Raw genomic sequence first — 17,285 nt, 5'->3', positions numbered from 1 at the left:
GATGAATATGTATTCTACTAAACTATTAGATGCAAAAGGATTAGCTTGCCCGATGCCAATCGTTCGTACGAAAAAGGCTATAGACACTATTGAATCAGGCGAAATATTAGAAGTACATGTTACCGACAAAGGAGCCGTTGCAGACATTCCAGCATGGGCGGCTTCAGGCGGACACACGATTATAGAGCAAAAAGAAGAGGATGACGTTCTGAAATTCTGGATTCAAAAAGCATAAAAATGGAGAGGGAGGCCAAAAAAAGAGCTTCCCTTTTTTAGATAGGAGTGTAAGAATAATGGATATAGCATGGATTATTACTATCTTTTTAATAGGCTTTATCGGTTCATATATTTCAGGGATGCTTGGTATAGGTGGATCGATTATTAAATACCCAATGCTACTATATATTCCCCCAATGTTCGGATTTGTAGCTTTCACAGCGCATGAAGTTTCTGGTATTAGCGCAGTCCAGGTACTTTTTGCATCGATAGCTGGTGTATGGGCATATCGTAAAGGCGGTTATTTAAATAAATCTCTTATCGTCTATATGGGAGGAGCTATTTTAGTAGGGAGCTTTGTTGGTAGTTTTAGTTCCCAATCTTTATCGGAAGCAAGTGTGAATATTGTATATGGTATACTCGCATTAATTGCAGCAATTATGATGTTCATCCCAAATAAACAAGTGGATGATATTCCGCTCGATCAAGTAACATTTAACAAACCATTAGCAGCTATGCTTTCATTTATTGTAGGTATTGGATCAGGGATTGTAGGAGCAGCTGGTGGATTTTTGTTAGTGCCGATCATGCTCGTTGTTCTAAAAATTCCTACACGTATGACCATTGCAACAAGTCTTGCGATTACTTTTATATCATCAATTGGAGCTACAATTGGTAAAGTTACTACGGGGCAAGTAGAATACTTTCCGGCAGTCATTATGATCATTGCAAGTCTTATTGCAGCGCCACTAGGAGCAAAATTTGGGAAACGTTTGAACACAAAGATACTTAAAATGATTTTAGCGGTGCTTATTTTAGCGACTGCTATTAAAATTTGGATGGATATATTGTAAAGGGGCAACTTGAAGCAGAAATTGCTTCAAGTTTTGCTATGAAAATAAATATAAAAAAGGAGGTTAGAGCATTTGGTTGCAACGGAATGGTATAGGGTTTTTTCCATGACAGTTCCTTCGACATGGTTAGCCTTTGTATTCGCAGCGATACTTACAGCTTTAATACTATATGTTAAATTCGGTAAAGCAATTTCCAATCAATTTAGTGATATGATTTTCCTTTTTATTGTTGTATGGAAACTTAGCATTGTATTAACAGATTTCTCCACGATTATCCAACATCCTTGGATGATATTATATTTTTCAGGGGCTAGAACAGGCGTATACATAGGAGTAGCGTGGATAATTCTCTATATGTTTTATCTTCTTAAGAAGCAAAAGCCGTTTCCGTTGAATAATGCTCTAATTTTTACTTTTATCTCGTTTTATAGTAGTTTCGCGGTTTTAGTAGTTATTCTGAATAATTCTTCTCTTCTTCAAATTGGGTTCACATTAACCCTCGTTTTCTTCATAGCATTGTTAATGTTCAAATATAAAGAATCTATTCGATTGGCAATTCTATTTTTATTGCTATTTTGCGTGTTACATTTAGTTTTACAGAAACCCCTTATAAGTACTTCCATGATTACTGCTACTATGTTTTGTGTGGCAATTTTATTTCGTGAAAAACGTTGGAAGATTTAAAGTCCATAAAAAAAGGAGGAGTCCACATCCAAGATGAGGGCTCCTTCTTTACTTCTATCTAATGCGACTTTCTGTTTCCTTATCGAAGAAGTGGGCTCTAGTTAAGTCGAATGCGAGTTTAACTTTTTGACCAGGTTCCATTGTAGCATCAGCATTTATTCTAGCTACATATTGTTGGTTTGCAATAGATGAATACACCATAAGTTCAGCCCCTGTTAATTCGGAAACTTCTATATCAGCATCTACTATAGAGTCAGGAAATAGAGCGAGAGCTTCAGTATCTCCAGAGATATGTTCAGGTCTTACACCTAATATAACTATTTTCCCATCAAATCCTTGGGAATTAAGCAAGTTCCATTTCTCCGCAGGAATTCTCAGATTAAAATCACCAATCTTGAAATAACCATTATTAACTTTTCCTTCAAAAAAGTTCATTGCTGGTGAACCAATAAATCCACCTACAAAGACATTTTCTGGGTTCTCATACACTTCTTTCGGTGATCCGATTTGTTGTATGAAACCATCTTTCATAACGACAAGACGTGATGCCATAGTCATTGCTTCTGTTTGGTCATGTGTTACATAAACTGTAGTTGTTTTCAGGCGAAGGTGTAATTTTGCAATTTCAGCACGCATTTGAACACGCAGTTTTGCATCAAGGTTAGATAATGGTTCATCCATTAGGAATAATTTTGCATCACGCACAATTGCGCGACCAAGTGCTACCCGCTGACGTTGACCACCAGATAGAGCTTTTGGCTTCTTATCTAATAGTTGCTGCAGGCCAAGAATGTCAGCTGCATTTTTTACACGCTGATCAATTTCAGCTTTTGAAAACTTTCTAAGTTTTAATCCGAAAGCCATATTATCGTAGACATTCATATGCGGATACAGTGCATAGTTTTGAAATACCATTGCGATATCACGATCTTTTGGAGGGACATCATTCATTAATTTGCCTTCGATTCGCAATTCACCAGTCGTAATTTCTTCAAGACCGGCAATCATCCGGAGTGTTGTAGATTTTCCGCAGCCGGATGGTCCAACCAAAACGATAAACTCTTGATCCTGAACACGTAAATTAAAATTGGAAACTGCAGTAGAACCGTCATCATAAACTTTAAAAATATTATCAAGAACTAACTTCTCCATATAAGCACCCCTTTAGTATTTGATCTCTACATTAAGGTTACCAATAGAGAAAGATAGATGGTATGGACGATATGCACAATTATTAATATAGAAAATTGTGCAACTTTGATTTAACGATTATTAGCAATTAAGCTTGCACAATAAGCAATCAGGGCACCGTCGAAACTACGAACGGATATTCCTGTAATATCTTGAAATTTAGTTAGACGGTAATGGAACGTGTTTCGGTGAATATGTAATTTCTTGGCTGTGACAGATGCATTAAAGCCGTTTTCAAAAAATTGGTGGACTGTTTGTAGTAACTCCATATCATATTCAATTGGATTGAGAATCTCTTTGCGAATAATATGTTTCATTTCTTCTGACATTTGTTCAATCAAGTTAAAGGGAAAAATATTTTCCAATGTATAAATTCTTTCCACATGGTTGGCGGAGATGCCTTTTTGAAACCATTCTTTTTCTGTAGAGAAATGAACAGAAAATAGCATATTTGTTTGGTGAAACTTCCCGATATATAACTTTGCTTTTATAAAGAAATCACTTTCAAGTGCAGTAATAAAAGAAGCAAAATCCTCCGTAGTTTGGATGTATGAAGACTTTTCCTCAATGAGTAACGCATTTTGAGAAGAAACAAAAACAAATTGCATAGCATCACCAAAAAATACATGAACAGCTTCTTTTAAATCAGCTTCATTAACATTTTTCTTAAAATGAATTTGAATGACTCGAATATCAGTTTCAGTTTTTACAGGAGCAAGACCATCTCCACGTAGAAAATTCATCCACTTCATGGAAACTGTTTGATTAGTTGATAGATCTATACTTACTTCTGAATAGAGAGATGCAAGTAATGAATATTCACGATGGGAGACTTCCGATTTGTTTATTTGTAACCAATTATTCAAATACGGATTGTGGAAAATATACACTTCTTCTTCTAATTCAGTAGGATATTCGGACAGAATTTGAATGGATGGAAATAGTATAGTTAGTTCGTTTTTCAATTAGTTGAATCTCCTTTCTTAAAAGTATTAGAGTAATTTCAGGGATAAAAAAAGAGATTTAGATTATATTATCATTTAATCATAATGTGAAAAATAACAAAAGACGATTAGCGAAAACGTAAATAAGCACTTTATAAAAATATTTTATTCTCCTAAGAATATCTCGGTTAAAAATACTCATCCTATCGTTATGACATTATGAAGGAGGATTTAAAAATGAATAAAATATTACAAGTATCGATGACTTTGCTTTTAATTAGTTCTTTAGTGGGGTGTGGAACGGCTAATAATGACGACAATAATGCAAATAATGATAATAATGATGTAACAACTAACGAAACGGTAGATACAAATACTGCTAACGATGAAACAGGTACTGATACTAATGAGGATAACGGAACAAATGGAAATAATGGAGATCAACAGCTAGAATTAGCAGATGACGTTGCGAGTAAAATTGCAGAAATGGAAGAAGTGGAAAGCGCCAATGTTATTGTGACAAATAACAATGCTTATGTTGGGGTCCTTTTAAAAGAAGGAGTTAATGAAAATGACGATCTTAAAAGTAAAATTGCCGATCAAGCAAAAGCAACAAATGGAAACTTCGATAATGTATATGTGTCAACCAACCCAGACTTTGCTCAAGAAATAACTGAATATGGAGATAAAATTAGAGCAAATGAGCCTGTAGAGGGATTGATGGAAGGATTTACAGATACAATTAACAGAGTGTTCCCAGAAGCAAAGTAATTACTGGAATGCATTACCGTTGAAAAAAGTAATAAATAGGTTTAGTATATAAATACAAGCTGCGTTGTACGTATGGATATTAAGTTTTAACCTTTATGCTGTAACAGGGAGTTTTATATAGAAACTGGAATGACAGGCCTCATTCTCTTTAGACAATGAGGACATGCAGGATAGTTTTTGCGAACACCCACTTTGAGGAGTGGTGGTTTAAAACTTTCTTATGTAAGTACGGCAAAGGCGGCTTCCTTAAATGTACATTTCAAACACCATCTTAACGGATGGTGTTTTTTGTTTTATTGACTTAGGGACTCAGAAGGCTAGCATAATGTGTTGGTAGCAATTACCGTTGAAAATAGTTGAGAATAGGTTTATTATATGTATACAAGCTGCATTGCACGTATAAATATTAAGTTTTAACCTTTATGCTGTAACAGGGAGTTTTATATAAAAACTGGAATGACAGGCTTCATTCTCTTAAGACAATGAGGACATGCAGGATAGTTTTTGCGAACACCAACTTTGAGGAGTGGTGGTTTAAAACTTTCTTATGTAAGTACGGTAAAGGCGGCTGACTAATTATTAATAGTAATGACCGGTTCCCATGGGATCCGGTCTTTTTGTATTCTTCTATGGATAGAGAGAAAAAGAAAGAATTTTCCTTTCCATTTCTTTTTGATTGGCAATCAAGAGATTCCTCTTTCTAACTTTTCATCGTTAATCCCTCAAGAACTGCTTTAGTAATTGGGATGGAGAACGATTCTAAGCTACGATCGGTATTTTGTAAACCCCAATGATAAATTGCGCCCATATAGGATTGGGTGATTATTGTCGAAACATCATCTAAGGAAAGCTCGGGATGGAGCTTTCCCTTTGTAATAGCTTCTTCTAATAATGAGCGGATGATTTTAAAGAGTGAACGATTTGAATCTAGAAAATATTTATGCTCGTTGTTTTCTAATGCAGCAGTATAAATTACTTTCATCAAGTCTTTTCCCATTTCTTCATCTAGAAAGCGCATTAACTTTTGCGAGAAAATAGACAATTTTTCCATCGGATCCATGTCGTCGGGAAAGGATTTATAAACTTCCTCATAATAATGATCCACTTCGGTAAAACGTACTAAAAAAATATCGGATTTTGAACGGAAATGCTGATAAAAAGAGCCTTTAGATGTTCCGCTTTTTTTCACAATATCATCTACTGTTACCTTGGTGAACCCTTTTTCCGCAAAAAGTTTTAGTGCAACCCTTAGAATTTTTTCCTTTGTTTCTTCCCCTCTACGCTGTTTTTTTACACGTTCAATCATAAATTACCTCCAACTATTATTGACAGAATACTCACAAATATTTTAATATTAGACTGCGGTCTAATTATGTATCTCATTATATACTAAAACAATCCGATTAAATTTTTTGTACAGTTAAAACTTATTTAATTCTATTTTAGTTTTCTAAAAAAAGAAAGCGCTTTCTATTAGTTGAACTATAAAGTGGAGGGATAACATTGAACAAAATAATTGATTCAAAGGAAATTCGAAAGTTATTTAAAAGCGGCGATCAAATTTTAACTGGTGGATTTGGTTTATCAGGAACACCTCTTACGATTATCGATGAATTATTAGAAACAGATATTAAAGATTTGACAGTTGTCAGTAATAATTTAGGAGACTTGGGGCAAGGACTTCATAAGTTGTTCATGCAAGGAAAGATAAAAAAAGCAATTGGTTCCTTTTTTTCTATTAATAGAGAAGCAGTAATTGCTTGGTCTAAAGGTGAATTAGATATTGAATTATTACCACAAGGTACACTTGCTGAGGCAATTCGTTGTGGCGGGGCCGGCATCGGGGGGTTCTACACAAAAACGGCAGTAGGAACTGAATTAAGTGAAGGTAAAGAGGAACGTGTAATTGATGGGGAAAGATATATTTTTGAGAAGGCTATTAAAGGCGATGTTGCCATTATTAAAGCAGCAAAAGCAGATCGACTTGGAAACTTAGTATATTACACCACTGCAAGAAACTTTAATCCGATGATGGCAACTGCTGGTAAGATTGTCATTGCAGAAGTTGATGAAATTGTAGAAGTGGGGGAATTGGATCCTGAATACATTGTGACCCCTCATGCTTATGTCGATTATGTCATCCAAAGTAAATATTCCAAAGTAGGGAGTGAGTATGTTGAGTCTAGATAAAAAACATATCATTGCAAAGAGAATTGCGGAAGAGCTAGAAGATGGTCAAATCGTGAATTTAGGAATTGGTATTCCTACAATCGTATCCGAGTATTTAGAAGATAAAGAGGTATTTTTACAAACGGAAAATGGATTATTAGGAATGGGACCACCTGCAACAGATGATAATTTGGACATTGATTTGATTAATGCTGGAAAAGAGCCCGTAACATATTTAAAAAGTGCCTCTTTTTTCAGTAGTGCAGATTCATTTGCATTAATTAGAGGTGGTCATGTGGATGTTGCGGTACTTGGTATTCTCCAAGTGGATGTCCATGGAGAAATTGCTAACTGGGCAGTACCAAACCAACCCATTTTAGGTGTTGGGGGAGCAATGGATTTAGTGACAGGTGCCAAAAAGGTAATAGTAGCAGCTACATTGTTTGCAAAGGATGGAACTTCAAAATTAGTGAAGGAACTTACGTATAAAACAAGTGGAATTCGAAAAGTAGATTTGTTTGTATGTGAATATGCTGTTATTAAATTTACGGTAGAAGGTCCTAGAGTAGTAGAGTTATTGGGAGATATGTCTTTAGAACAATTGAGTGAAAAGGTAGGTATTCCATTAGAGTATTTAAATAGTCCAATAGAGATTTAATAGTCAGCAAAATATTCAATAAGGGAGATATACGGTTGATAAATCAATTAGGAGTTATTGGTGCTGGAACGATGGGGTTTGGAATTGCTTTTCAATTTGCTATTAATGGAGTGCAAACAACGCTAACGGATATTTCTGAAGAAATGCTTGAAACAGCAAAGGGGAAATTTCACATTTACTTAGATTTATTTCGTGCGGAAGGATATGACATTAGATACAGCGATCAGGAAGTGTTATCTCATATTTCTTTTACAACGAACATTAATGATTTAGCGGATGTCGATTTAATAATAGAAAGTGTATCAGAAAATTTAACTTTGAAACAAAAGCTTTTTAAACAATTAGATGACATTTGCGCAGAACATACAATTTTAGCATCCAATACGTCAAGTTTAAAACTTTCAGACATTACGGTTGACGTTAAGAAACATAAGGATAGAACAATATTGACTCATTTCTTCAACCCTGCACATATTGTTCCGCTTGTGGAACTTCTAAGGTCAAATGAGACAAGTGATCATGTGTTTAATGAAGTAAAAGATTTTTTAGAATCAAACAATAAGGTGACGATTGAAGTGAAAAAAGAGATCGATGGCCTTGTAGCAAATAGAATCCAAGTAGCTATTGTAAGAGAGGCACTGGCTTTAATTGAAGATGGGGTTGTAAGTGAAGAAGATTTAGATATAGCAATCTTCCAAGGACCCGGGTTCCGTTTTTCCTCTAGCGGTCTGTTGAAGATATTAGACTTTGGAGGATTGGACATTTGGAAGGCTGTGTTAGATGGTCTTCAATCGAAAATTGAATCGAATGTTAGAGAGTTTAAAGCAATTGAGGAAAGGGTTGAATCAGGAGCGATTGGTGTTAAAGCAGGTAAAGGATTTTATGAATATCCTGGTAAAAGTTTTGATGGATATGTAAAAGAAAGGGACTCTCAACTGATTAAACATCTTCTTAACACCCAATCCGAGTTGAAGGCAAAAGAGGAGGTCAACTTATGAGTAAGCAACGAGTAGTTATCGTGACGGGTGGTGCCGGGGGAATGGGATATGCCATAGCCCAAAAATTTGTTACTCAGAATGACTTCGTATACGTTGCCGATCTAAATCAAGAAGCGGCAGAAAAAGTAGCGAAAGAATTAGGAGAAAACACGAAAGGGATAGCACTAGATGTAACAAATGAAGAAAACGTTCAAGCTGTTATACAAGCAATTGTAGAGGAAAAAGGCACCGTCGATGTTCTAATAAATAATGCTGGACTACAGTATAGATCAGCAATTGAGGAGTTTCCGTTAGATAAGTGGAATCTACTTATCAACGTTATGTTAACCGGGGTATTTTTAATGACGAAACATGTTTTTCCTTACATGAAGAAAAATCAATTTGACGGATTGTCAATATATCCTCTATTCATGGAAGGTTGGCGAGTCCTGAAAAAGTAGCATATGTTGCAGCAAAACATGGTGTGATAGGCGTAACAAGTGTGACAGCATTAGAAGGTGCACCATTTAATATTACCGCTAACTCCATATTACCAGGTCCAGTACTTACTCCTTTACTTGAAAGACAGTTAAACGATTTAAAAAGTGTTGGAAAAACAGAACAAGAAGCATTAGAGACTATTATGTATCCAAGACAAGCGATGAAACGCTTTATCTCCCCTGAAGAGGTTGCTTCAGGTGTGGCGTATCTTGCAGCAAATGAGGCAAGTGGAATTACTGGTGAACATTTAAGCGTTTCAGGTGGAATGTAAAGACAAAGGGGGATATTAAATGACAACTTATATTATTGATGGTGCAAGAACAGCTTTTGGAACTTTTGGAGGTTCACTAAAAGATGTGAGTGATATCGATTTAGGTGTAGCAGCTACAGGAGAAGCTATTAAAAGAAGTGGAATACCAGCTTCTGATATAGATGAAATCATCTTCGGAAATATTATTCAAACAAGTGGTAGCTCTGCTTACCTAGCAAGGCATATTGGACTAAAAAGCGGAATGAAAGAATCCTCTAGTGCACTAACACTAAATAGACTTTGTGGATCGAGCTTACAATCCATTGTCTCAGGAGCACAGGCAATTGCGGTCGGGGATGCAAATGTAATAGTTGCTGGAGGAACTGAAAGCATGAGCTTAGCTCCGCATGTATTAAGGGGAACCCGATTCGGCTCGCCTAACAAAGCGCCGTTAGTAGAAGATATGCTTTGGGATACTTTAACAGATAAATATGTTGGTTGCGGGATGGGGATGACAGCTGAAAACTTAGCAGTACAATATGATATTTCCCGTGAAGAACAAGATGCGTTTGCAGTTCAATCCCAGGAGAGAGCAATACAAGCGAGAGATAGTGGCCGCTTCGCGGAAGAAATAGTGTCGATTACGATAAAAGGTAAAAAAGGAGAAGTAACATTTGATAGCGATGAGCATATTCGAGAAGGTGCAACAATAGATGGATTGGCGAAGTTAAAGCCAGCATTTAAGAAGGATGGCACGGTAACTCCTGGGAATGCAAGTGGAATTAATGATGGAGCTGCAGCTGTAATACTTGCTTCAGAGCAATATGTAAAAGAGCATAACTTAAAGCCATTAGCAAAGATTGTTTCTTGGGGAGTGGCAGGTGTTGATCCAAAAATTATGGGTATTGGTCCTGTTCCAGCAAGCAAAAAAGCCTTAGAAAAAGCTGGTTTAACTTTGGATGATATAGGATTGTTTGAATTAAATGAGGCATTTGCTGCACAATCATTAGCGGTGATTAAAGAACTAGGCTTGGATACATCAAAAGTAAACGTGAATGGTGGCGCAGTTGCACTAGGACATCCTGTAGGTGCTAGTGGTACGAGAATTACTTATTCATTAGCAATTGAAATGAAGAAAAGAAATGTCCGTTATGGGCTAGCTTCGCTTTGCATTGGTGGGGGACAAGGTATTGCGATGATTTTGGAAAACGTGAACTAAAAAGCTGCGACGCGGATTGAGAATGTAGTAAAAGATCACACAAAGGGGAGAAAAAAATGACTCAAACAGTTAATGCACTTGAAAAAAGAACGATAAATAAAACAATGCTTCGCATTTTACCATTTATATTAGTTTTGTATATTGTAGCTTACTTAGATCGAGTGAATTTAGGTTATGCAGCGTTGCAAATGAACGCGGAATTAGCATTAACAGCGGAAGTTTTCGGACTTCTTTCAGGTATTTTCTTTATTGGTTATTTCTTCTTTGAAGTTCCAAGTAATATGATTATGCACAAAATTGGCGCAAAGGTTTGGATTGCACGTATTATGTTTTCATGGGGTATTATAGTTGTCTTAACTGGTTTTGCACAAACAACAACTCATTTGTACATTCTTCGTTTTTTATTAGGTGTTGCTGAAGCTGGGTTCTTCCCAGGTATTATATTGTATTTAACTTATTGGTTTAGAGCCCGTGAAAGAGGAAAAGCAACGGCCGTATTATTACTCGCTTTACCAGTTGGGGGACTCATTGGAGCACCTGTATCGACATGGATTCTAGATAATATCTCTTGGCTATCTATGTCTGGGTGGAGATGGATGTTTATTTTAGAAGGTATTCCAGCAGTTATTCTAGGATTCGTTGTTATATTCTATTTAACAAACAGACCAGCAAATGCTAAATGGTTGTCTCAAGAAGAAAAGGATTGGTTAGAAGGAGAACTAGAGTCTGAAAGACAACAAAGCTTAATGGTAAACAAAGTTTCAAAACGAGAAATGTTAAAAGACTCAAAAGTTTGGAAGCTGTCATTACTTTATTTCGCAGCATATACAGGAATATATGGATTGTCTTTCTGGATGCCAACTATTATTAAATCTCTATCTGCAACAGCGACTACTAACTTAGAAATAGGTTGGTTGGCGATGATTCCTGCTGTTGTCGGTATACCTGCTATCCTATTTGTTGGTTGGAGTGCTGATAGAACGAATGCACATAAATCACATTTACTTGTATGTTTCCTTATTTCAATCATAGGATTTATAGGTTGCGGATTTTCCAATAGTGTATTTATGATGGTCCTTATGTTAGCCATAACTTCTGCTGGGCTATATGGATTTACTGGTTGTTTCTTTGCATACTTAACTTTCTTCTTTACAGAATCTACCGCACCTGTTGGAATTGCTTTAGTTAATTCATTTGCAGCTTTAGGAGGATTTGTTGGTCCAATGATTCTAGGAGCTGTAGCGTTTACTTCAGGTATGTTTATTATTGCAGGGCTGCTTGCAATAGGAGGAGTAACATTAATGTCATTAAAATTAGCTTCAGAAAGAAAGTTAGAAAAGCTAAAAGAAGCCCAAGCTAATTAAATTTCCATTATAAAAACCGGTTCCTTTTTGGGACCGGTTTTTTAATACTTAAACTTAGAATGTGTTTCAAAACCATAGTTTAGAAATACGGATGTGTGCTTGCCGTAAAGGATGAGTCACTCATACATAGCAGTTTAAGTGGAAGTAATAACAATTAAGACTAATAAATCTAATTAAAATAAGAGTTAGTTCGGTTAATAAAATCGTGTATAGCGGGGGATACATAACGATTTTTTAAATACGTCAAATAAACGGTCCGATCTATTTCTATAGAATCAATGGTTCTTTTAACTATTGAGTAATCATAAGGTCCTTGCAAATAGTTTTCAGGTATTAGTGTAATGCCTAAGTTTTCACGAACTAAAATTAATGCTGTTTCAAAACGTTCAATCTCATATTTTATGGTAGGTATAATATTTTCAGTTTTAAAGAAATTTAAAACATCATGCCTAGTTTGAAAACCCTCGCTACTTATTATAAAAGGTTCTCCTACCAAGTCTTTTAGCTCTATATATTCAAGCTTTGCAAGTGGGTGGTTAGTATGAAGTAATAAAACAAGCTTTTCGTGATATAAAGGTATGGTTGTAATATCGTCTTCCTCGATAAATTGATTGGTAATAATAAGGTGTGTTTCATAGTTTCGTAATGAGCTTTTTACATCAGCTCCACTTAATACTTCCGTTAATTTAATCCGAACATCTGGAAACTCTTTTATATATGGTCGAATCACTTTTGGTATCCAATGTTTTGCGGATTCTATCATTCCTATTTGAAGTTCCCCACTCCCAATAAGTTTGACTTCTCCCATTTCTTTTTTTGCAATTTCCATCTCCGATAAAAGATGCACGGCCCTTTTATATAAAATATGTCCTGCTTCAGTTATTCCTATATTCCTAGTATTCCGTTCAAGTATTTGAAATCCTAATTCACCTTCCAAGCTTTTAATTGCATTACTTAGAGAAGGTTGTGAAATATGAAGTATTTGAGCAGCTTTGGAAAAGCTCATTTGATCTACTATTGTTACAAAATAAGAGAGTTGTTTTAAGTCCATTTGGATTTCCTCCGTACATATATAGTTTAAAGCTATAGATTTATAACAATTATATATTAGAAATAATAAATGAGTTCTTATATAATTTAGAAAATATAAATAGAACGAATTAAGAAGGGACGTGCAGCATGTTAAATAAAATGAAGGATGGTATTTGGTCTGGTCGGACCGATCATCGTGTAAATAGATCTAGCTTTCGATATCACCAAATCATAGAGTTACCTCAGATGGATGATTATAAACCTAACAAAGAAACTTGTGTCATTATCGGATTTGAAAGTGAGGAAGGGGTTAGACGAAATAAAGGTAAAGTTGGTGCAGCAAAAGCTCCAGACGCTCTTCGATCTGAACTAGCAAACTTACCATGGTTATTTCCACCACACAAGCAACTCGCGGATATCGGGTCAGTTACGTGTATAGAAGAAAACTTAGAAGAAGCGCAACGACAACTTGGAGAAACAATTACAAAAGTTTTAAACAAACAAATGACTCCAATTATTTTAGGTGGCGGACATGAAACCGCTTACGGACATTATCTCGGTGCACGTAATTATATTGGCTCACAGGCAAAGCTAGGAATTATAAATATCGATGCTCACTTTGATTTAAGATCATATGATGAGCAATCCTCTTCCGGTACTATGTTTAAGCAAATATTAGACCAAGATTCAAACAGTTGTTATTGTGTTGTTGGCATTCAGCGTTTTGGGAATACGCAGGAGCTTTTTGATCGAGCTGATGAATTGAACGTTAAATATATCCTTGAGGAAAGTATGAATGTAAGTCAAATAGACAAAGTAAATGAAACACTAAACAATTTTATAGAAGAAAATGATTATATCATTCTTACTTTGTGCACAGACGTTCTGAACGCTGCTTTTGCCCCAGGTGTAAGTGCTCCATCACCATTTGGTTTAGATCCAAGTATTGTGCGATCTATTATAAGGAGTGTAACAGCACATAAAAAAACATTATCCTTTGATATTTCAGAGGTAAATCCTCTTTTAGACGAACATAACCGTACTGTAAAACTAGGTGCGTATTTAGTAAATGAAGCAATCACAAGTTTTCTGAGGAGGGATATTAAATGACACTAGCATTAGATCAAGTTACTACTATCTTTCTTGCCATAGCTCTATTAGTGCTAGGTACGTTTTTAGTAAAAAATATTGGTTTCTTAAATAAGTTTTGTATACCTGCTCCGGTAGTAGGAGGATTACTTTTTGCTTTAGTTGCAACCATAGCGAAAGCTCTAGGATTATTAGAAATTACTTTGGATACATCATTACAAGGAATATTTATGCTCACATTTTTCACAACAGTTGGGCTAGGTGCAAGTTTTAAGCTAGTAAAATTAGGAGGGAAATTACTCGTTATTTATTGGCTGGCATGTGGTTTTTTAGCCCTTGCCCAAAATACAATTGGAGTTTCGATGGCCTATTTATTTGATATTCATCCGCTTATCGGTATGATGGCAGGAGCAGTTTCAATGGAAGGTGGTCATGGAGCGGCTACGGCGTTTGGCCAAACTGTGGAGGATCTCGGAATAAACTCAGCGTTATCTATCGGGGTAGCTGCAGCAACATTTGGGCTAGTTGCTGGAGGGCTGGTAGGAGGACCTGTAGTGAAGTTCCTCGTTTCTAAGTATGATTTGAAATCTACGGAACGCGAGGAAGTAGAGGAAGTAAACCCATTGGAAAGTAACAAGCCGATACAAACGAATACATTTTTTACACAATTATTCCTCATCACTTTCTGTATGGCATTAGGAACTTATTTAGGTAGCTTGTTCTCTTCGGCAACGGGATTTGTGCTACCAGGATATGTGGGTGCAATGTTTGTGGCAGTAATAGTAAGAAATATAGTAGACAAAGTTAATCCTAAAATAGTAGATATGCAAAGCATAGGTTTAGTAGGAGATATTACATTAGGTATTTTTCTTTCGATGGCTTTGATGAGCATCAAACTATGGGAGGTAGCTGATTTAGCTTTACCTATTTTAGCTATTGTTTTTGTACAAGTTGTTTTCATCGTCCTTTTTGGTATATTTGTATTGTTTCGCTTATTGGGAAAGAATTACGATGCAGCTGTAATGGTAGCTGGTTTTACTGGACATGGACTTGGTGCAACACCAAATGCAATGGCAAATATGGCAGCAGTAACGGAAAGGTTTGGTCCTTCTAAAAAAGCATATTTGGTTGTTCCGATTGTAGGTGCATTCCTAATTGACGTTTTTGCAATGCCAATCATTATAACGACTATTAATTTATTTCAGTAAAAATAAAAAGAAGTGAAGAGCCAAGCAGCCCTTCATTTCTTTTTATTTTAGTTATGTTATATATTGTTGTAGATTTTTTTTATCATTTAGACGGATGTAGTGAATGGCTGCGAATCCAGCGGGCTTGTCCTGATGAGACCAAGACCTCGCAGGAGTGCTTTCGATGTGGAAGCACACGGGACAGCCAGCGGATTGCATGCGTCCTGCTGTAACGAAAAATCAATAGTATCGTTTAACAGAGCCTTTATTTTAATCCAATATTTGCTTTAACATCGACTTCTGCATATTTCTTCTGATCTGCACGAGCACCGACTAGAGAACCAACCCAACCTCCGATAAAACCGGCTGGAACAGATATAATCGCAGGATTTGTTAATGGAAATAATGCTTCACCTGTAAAAGTCATAGAACCATCCGCTGCCCATAAGTTAGGGCTTAATGCTACTAAGATAAGGGCAACGACAAGTCCAGTAACAATTGCTGTCAATGCACCTGTCGTATTGAAGTTTTTCCAATAGATTGTATAAATAATTACAGGTAAATTTGCACTTGCTGCAATACAGAAAGCAAGTGAAACTAGGAAAGCTACATTCATGTTTTGTGCACCTAATGCTAATATAATGGAAATTACAGAAACACTAACTGAAGCTAAACGTGCTGCTTTCATTTGTTCTTTTTCTGTTACTTTACCTTTTTTGAAGATTTGTCCATATAAATCATGGGCAAAAGCAGAAGCGCCTGATAATACTAGTCCTGCAACTACTGCTAAAATAGTTGCAAATGCTACCGCAGAGACAAAAGACATTAAAATGTCGCCACCTAAGGCTTGTGCTAGAAGCGGGGCGGCCATATTTCCAGCTGCATTTGCTCCCATAATTTTTTCAGAACCTACTAAAGCTGCTGCACCAAAACCTAGGAAGATCGTTAAAATGTAAAAGATTCCTACGATCCAAGTAGCGTATATAACTGAGCTACGAGCTGTCTTCGCATCTTTTACTGTAAAGAAACGCATTAATATATGAGGCAATCCTGCAGTACCTAACACTAATGCAATCATCATAGATATCGTGTCTAAACCATTTGTATATTTTACCCCAGGATGTAAGTATGCTTCTCCGTGAGAAGTTGCACCTTTCATTTCTGTAAACATACCAAATATATTGAAATTGAAATGCCATAAAACTAAGAAAGAAATAATGACAGTACCAACCATTAATAGAACAGCTTTGATAATTTGAACCCAACTGGTAGCTGCCATTCCTCCCCATAAAACATAGACAGTCATCATAACTCCAACGATTAGAACAGCAATCCAATAATCAATACCTAATAATAATTGAATAAGTGCGCCAGCACCAACAAGTTGAGCGATCATATAAAATAAAACAATTGTTAAAGTACTAATTGCTGCAGCGCCACGGATTTTCTTTTGATTGAAACGGGCAGTAATCATATCTGCGAGTGTATATCGACCCAAGTTACGCAAAGGCTCGGCAACAATATATAAAACAACTAAATAAGCTACTAAATAACCAATACTATAGAAGAAACCATCAAATCCGAAAAGTGCAATGGCACCAGCAATTCCAAGGAAGGATGCGGCTGATAAATAATCTCCAGCAATTGCGATTCCGTTTTGCCATCCAGACAAACCACCACCAGCGGTGTAAAACTCACTAGCTGAATTAGTACGTTTAGAAGCGATATACGTAACGTATAAAGTTAATGCAACAATACCTACAAAGAATGATAAACCAATTGGACTCATTTATATCCACCAGCCTTTTCCTTCTCTAAAATGTCATTTGCTTCTTGATCGAACGTGTTTGCCTTTCTAACATAGATCATACATAACGTCCAAGTCATAATGAATAGTGCAATCGAATATACCCATACCCAAGAAACGTCTCCAAAAGCATTGACGTTTAAAATTGTTGTGTAGGAAGTCAAAATTGGTAGAGTGATATAACATACAAAAAAGAATAATGACATTGGTAATATGAATCTGTTCTTTTTTCTTTTTAATTCTTTGAATTCTGGACTTTGTGCAATAGCTGTGTAATTTGTTGATGTTTTTTGAGCATCATCTTTTGAAAGAGTTTTACTGTTTCTGTGGTCATCTGAAATGTAAACGCTTTCTAAATTCTTTGCCATTTCC

19 protein-coding genes and 2 other RNA genes are annotated in these 17,285 nt (G+C 36.0%); 15 read left to right on the top strand and 6 right to left on the bottom strand.

Annotated features, from left to right (window positions below; translation table 11 throughout):
- Positions 1-7: 7 nt before the first annotated feature.
- The 3 genes from AM499_RS14140 (at position 8) to AM499_RS14130 (ending at position 1,754) form a co-directional block, all read left to right on the top strand.
- The gene (locus tag AM499_RS14140; protein ID WP_053590821.1) at positions 8-235 is read left to right on the top strand and encodes a sulfurtransferase TusA family protein; all 228 of its coding nucleotides are present in this window, start codon (positions 8-10) and stop codon (positions 233-235) included.
- Between the two features lie 58 nt (positions 236-293).
- Entirely contained in the window at positions 294-1,070 is a 777-nt protein-coding gene (locus AM499_RS14135) for a sulfite exporter TauE/SafE family protein (protein ID WP_053590820.1), read from the top strand.
- Positions 1,071-1,142: 72 nt separating this feature from the next.
- Positions 1,143-1,754 (top strand): hypothetical protein, encoded by a 612-nt coding sequence (locus tag AM499_RS14130; protein ID WP_053590819.1) that lies wholly within the window; start codon positions 1,143-1,145, stop codon positions 1,752-1,754.
- Positions 1,755-1,808: 54 nt separating this feature from the next.
- Here AM499_RS14130 and AM499_RS14125 read toward each other — a convergent pair whose 3' ends face one another.
- Both AM499_RS14125 and AM499_RS14120 read right to left on the bottom strand, forming a co-directional pair.
- Positions 1,809-2,906, bottom strand: coding sequence for an ABC transporter ATP-binding protein (locus tag AM499_RS14125; protein ID WP_053590818.1), 1,098 nt, complete (start codon positions 2,904-2,906; stop codon positions 1,809-1,811).
- A gap of 110 nt (positions 2,907-3,016) precedes the next feature.
- On the bottom strand, positions 3,017-3,910 hold the full coding sequence (locus AM499_RS14120; protein ID WP_053590817.1) for a PucR family transcriptional regulator: 894 nt from the start codon (positions 3,908-3,910) through the stop codon (positions 3,017-3,019).
- A 216-nt stretch (positions 3,911-4,126) separates the two neighbouring features.
- On the opposite strand from AM499_RS14120, the gene AM499_RS14115 reads away from it, so the two are divergent.
- The 3 genes from AM499_RS14115 to ssrS (AM499_RS21420) all read left to right on the top strand — a co-directional run bounded on the left by AM499_RS14115 (position 4,127) and on the right by ssrS (AM499_RS21420) (position 5,235).
- The gene (locus AM499_RS14115; protein WP_053590816.1) at positions 4,127-4,660 is read left to right on the top strand and encodes a YhcN/YlaJ family sporulation lipoprotein; all 534 of its coding nucleotides are present in this window, start codon (positions 4,127-4,129) and stop codon (positions 4,658-4,660) included.
- Between the two features lie 53 nt (positions 4,661-4,713).
- A non-coding RNA gene (gene ssrS, locus AM499_RS21425) (6S RNA) lies at positions 4,714-4,908 on the top strand.
- Between the two features lie 132 nt (positions 4,909-5,040).
- A non-coding RNA gene (ssrS, locus tag AM499_RS21420) (6S RNA) lies at positions 5,041-5,235 on the top strand.
- Between the two features lie 125 nt (positions 5,236-5,360).
- On the opposite strand, the gene AM499_RS14110 is transcribed toward ssrS (AM499_RS21420), so the two are convergent.
- Positions 5,361-5,966 carry a TetR/AcrR family transcriptional regulator gene (locus AM499_RS14110; RefSeq protein ID WP_053590815.1) on the bottom strand — a complete coding sequence of 202 codons (606 nt, stop codon included), beginning with the start codon at positions 5,964-5,966 and terminating at the stop codon, positions 5,361-5,363.
- 197 nt (positions 5,967-6,163) lie between these two features.
- On the opposite strand from AM499_RS14110, the gene AM499_RS14105 reads away from it, so the two are divergent.
- Genes AM499_RS14105 through AM499_RS14080 form a run of 7 tightly spaced genes read left to right on the top strand, consistent with a single transcriptional unit; the run spans position 6,164 to position 11,798 of the window.
- Positions 6,164-6,850, top strand: a complete 687-nt coding sequence (locus AM499_RS14105) for a CoA transferase subunit A (RefSeq protein WP_053590814.1) — start codon at positions 6,164-6,166, stop codon at positions 6,848-6,850.
- Entirely contained in the window at positions 6,834-7,487 is a 654-nt protein-coding gene (locus AM499_RS14100; protein ID WP_053590813.1) for a 3-oxoacid CoA-transferase subunit B, read from the top strand. The genes AM499_RS14105 and AM499_RS14100 overlap by 17 nt, the downstream gene beginning before the upstream one ends.
- A 35-nt stretch (positions 7,488-7,522) precedes the next feature.
- Entirely contained in the window at positions 7,523-8,485 is a 963-nt protein-coding gene (locus tag AM499_RS14095; RefSeq protein WP_053590812.1) for a 3-hydroxyacyl-CoA dehydrogenase family protein, read from the top strand.
- A complete protein-coding gene (locus AM499_RS22245; RefSeq protein ID WP_269432343.1) occupies positions 8,482-8,925 on the top strand; it encodes an SDR family NAD(P)-dependent oxidoreductase in 444 nt (147 codons plus the stop codon). The genes AM499_RS14095 and AM499_RS22245 overlap by 4 nt, the downstream gene beginning before the upstream one ends.
- Entirely contained in the window at positions 8,904-9,236 is a 333-nt protein-coding gene (locus tag AM499_RS22240; RefSeq protein WP_269432341.1) for an SDR family oxidoreductase, read from the top strand. The genes AM499_RS22245 and AM499_RS22240 overlap by 22 nt, the downstream gene beginning before the upstream one ends.
- A 19-nt stretch (positions 9,237-9,255) precedes the next feature.
- A complete protein-coding gene (locus AM499_RS14085) occupies positions 9,256-10,434 on the top strand; it encodes a thiolase family protein (RefSeq protein WP_053590811.1) in 1,179 nt (392 codons plus the stop codon).
- A gap of 56 nt (positions 10,435-10,490) precedes the next feature.
- Positions 10,491-11,798: an MFS transporter gene (locus AM499_RS14080; protein ID WP_053590810.1), complete on the top strand. Its 1,308-nt coding sequence runs from the start codon at positions 10,491-10,493 to the stop codon at positions 11,796-11,798.
- A gap of 169 nt (positions 11,799-11,967) precedes the next feature.
- Here AM499_RS14080 and AM499_RS14075 read toward each other — a convergent pair whose 3' ends face one another.
- Complete coding sequence (locus AM499_RS14075) at positions 11,968-12,849, bottom strand: LysR family transcriptional regulator (protein ID WP_053590809.1); 882 nt, start codon at positions 12,847-12,849, stop codon at positions 11,968-11,970.
- A 128-nt stretch (positions 12,850-12,977) separates the two neighbouring features.
- Between AM499_RS14075 and hutG the strand changes: the two genes are divergently transcribed.
- Positions 12,978-13,940 carry a formimidoylglutamase gene (gene hutG, locus AM499_RS14070; RefSeq protein ID WP_053590808.1) on the top strand — a complete coding sequence of 321 codons (963 nt, stop codon included), beginning with the start codon at positions 12,978-12,980 and terminating at the stop codon, positions 13,938-13,940.
- Complete coding sequence (gltS, locus tag AM499_RS14065) at positions 13,937-15,127, top strand: sodium/glutamate symporter (RefSeq protein WP_053590807.1); 1,191 nt, start codon at positions 13,937-13,939, stop codon at positions 15,125-15,127. The genes hutG and gltS overlap by 4 nt, the downstream gene beginning before the upstream one ends.
- A 244-nt stretch (positions 15,128-15,371) precedes the next feature.
- Here gltS and AM499_RS14060 read toward each other — a convergent pair whose 3' ends face one another.
- Both AM499_RS14060 and AM499_RS14055 read right to left on the bottom strand, forming a co-directional pair.
- Positions 15,372-16,895, bottom strand: coding sequence for a solute symporter family protein (locus tag AM499_RS14060; protein ID WP_053590806.1), 1,524 nt, complete (start codon positions 16,893-16,895; stop codon positions 15,372-15,374).
- Positions 16,892-17,281, bottom strand: a complete 390-nt coding sequence (locus tag AM499_RS14055) for a DUF485 domain-containing protein (protein ID WP_082355274.1) — start codon at positions 17,279-17,281, stop codon at positions 16,892-16,894. The genes AM499_RS14060 and AM499_RS14055 overlap by 4 nt, the downstream gene beginning before the upstream one ends.
- Positions 17,282-17,285: the final 4 nt, after the last annotated feature.

Origin of the sequence: Bacillus sp. FJAT-22090 (assembly GCF_001278755.1) — a bacterium.
GTDB lineage: Bacteria > Bacillota > Bacilli > Bacillales_A > Planococcaceae > Psychrobacillus.
This window is presented reverse-complemented; position numbering and strand designations above follow the sequence as displayed.